General features: G+C 69.4%; 2 protein-coding genes. One reads left to right on the forward strand and one right to left on the reverse strand.

Annotation, left to right across the window (positions count from 1 at the left end; all coding sequences use genetic code 11):
* Nucleotides 1-418 precede the first annotated feature (418 nt).
* Nucleotides 419-1,087: a cold-shock protein gene (locus tag V6M56_RS13855; protein WP_332684607.1), complete on the forward strand. Its 669-nt coding sequence runs from the start codon at nt 419-421 to the stop codon at nt 1,085-1,087.
* A 57-nt stretch (nt 1,088-1,144) separates the two neighbouring features.
* Here the strand turns inward: V6M56_RS13855 and V6M56_RS13860 are convergent, their stop codons facing one another.
* A complete protein-coding gene (locus V6M56_RS13860) occupies nt 1,145-1,687 on the reverse strand; it encodes an MOSC domain-containing protein (protein WP_332684610.1) in 543 nt (180 codons plus the stop codon).
* Nucleotides 1,688-1,805: the final 118 nt, after the last annotated feature.

The raw sequence follows: 1,805 nt of genomic DNA on the forward strand, positions 1-1,805 counted from the left end.
GGCGCCTATTTCGCGGTGGCGACCGGCGTGCTCATGGTGCTCGATTCGCAGACCGGGCAGTTCGTCCCGGCGGTCGGCGAGATGCCGAAGAAGGTGCAGCAGACGATCCGCTGCGACTGAAGAAGGCTGCAAGAATCCGCTTCCGGGTTGCGGGTTCCCGCGCCGGCGAGTGCCGGGTTCGACTTGCAGGCGGAGCCGAAAAGGCGCCTGCTTGCCGCAGCTTCGAGATGGTTGCGCCCTCGGCGCCTGAGTGCCTGCCTTCGGCAGAGGTTCGGTCGCGCTGTGGAGCATGACGAGGCAGTAACGGGCCGCGGCGGCATCGTCGACGGGCTCGATAATTTTGCTGCGCGGACCCGATGACGAAACGGATAGCTTGCGCTAGATTGCCGCTTCCCGGTCACAATCCACCTGAAGTTTCATGTTCGATCGACGCAAGCCCGCCGCCCCCGCTCCCTTCGTCACGCACGAAAACATCGAAGCCAAGATCAAGTGGTTCGACCCGGAGAAGGGCTTCGGCTTCGCTTCTCCGGCCGACGGTTCGGGCGATGTCTTCGTCCATGTCTCGGCCATCGGCCCGCTCGACCCGCAGGACCTCCAGCCCGGCGCGACCATCATCGCCGATCTCGGCGAGGGACGGCGCGGCCTGCAGGTCGTAGCCGTTCACGAGATCGACGCCTCGACGGCGACGCCGGCCGCTCCGCGTGGCGGTGGCGGCGCGCGCCCGTTCTCGCCGCGCCCGCCGCGTGACGATTTCGGCGGCGGCGGTGGCGGCTATGGTGGTGGCGGCTATGATCGCGGCAATGGCGGCGGCTATGGTGGGGGCGGTTACGACCGCGGCGGCGCCGGCGGCTATGACCGTGGCGCGAGCGCGCCGATGGAAGGCCCCTATGACGGCGCCGTGAAGTTCTTCAACGCCGATCGCGGCTTCGGCTTCATCGCGCCCGACCAGGGCGGCCCGGACGTGTTCCTGCATGTCAGCTCGCTGAGCCGCAGCGGCCTGCAGCCGCCGATGGACGGGCAGCGCGTGCGCTTCTCGATCCGCGCCGGCAAGAAGGGTCCGGAAGCGGCGAACGTCAGCTACGTCTGAACGCCGAGGCGTTCCAGGGCGAGGTTTCCGGGGCGGCGTGCCGAAAGGTGCGCCGCCTCAAACGCGTTCGAGGGCCTGGTGCGGCAGGGCAGGCAGCGTCACCGCGATCGCATCGCCCGGCCTGACTTCGCCGCCTTGCAGCACGATGCCCATGATGCCGGCCTTGCGGACCAGCTTGCCCTGCGCATCGCGGCCGAGCACGGCCTTGAGCAGGCCGGGCTGGAAGGCGTCGATCTGGGCGCAAGGGTTGCGCAGCCCGGTGATCTCGACCAGCGCTTCGCCGCCGAGCCGCAGGCGCGTTCCCGCCGGCAGGGCGAGCAGGTCGATGCCCCGCGTCGTCAGGTTCTCGCCCATCTCGCCGGGGTTCAGGCTAAAGCCTGAGGCCCGTAATTCGTCGAAGAGCTCGGCCTGGAGCAGGTGAACCTGGCGCAGGTTCGGCTGTGCAGGGTCGACGGCGACGCGGGAGCGGTGCTTCACCGTCTCGCCGCAATGGGCGTCGCCCTCGACGCCGAGGCCGGTAAGCAGGCGGATCGCGGGAAGCGTCGGCTTGCTGAAGCGGTGCCGCTCGTCCCGGCTGACTGCGACGATCGTGGCGGCCATGGCGATTCCCTCCGGCACTGGCGGGGCCTGTCTGGCACGCCGCCGCGGCGATGGCGAGCCAGGGCATCGGCATGGCGCCCCTGCGGGCATTCGGTCCGAGGTCGAGCCAGAAAGAAAA

Source organism: Allobosea sp., from assembly GCF_036675845.1.
In the GTDB taxonomy this organism is placed as follows: domain Bacteria; phylum Pseudomonadota; class Alphaproteobacteria; order Rhizobiales; family Beijerinckiaceae; genus Allobosea.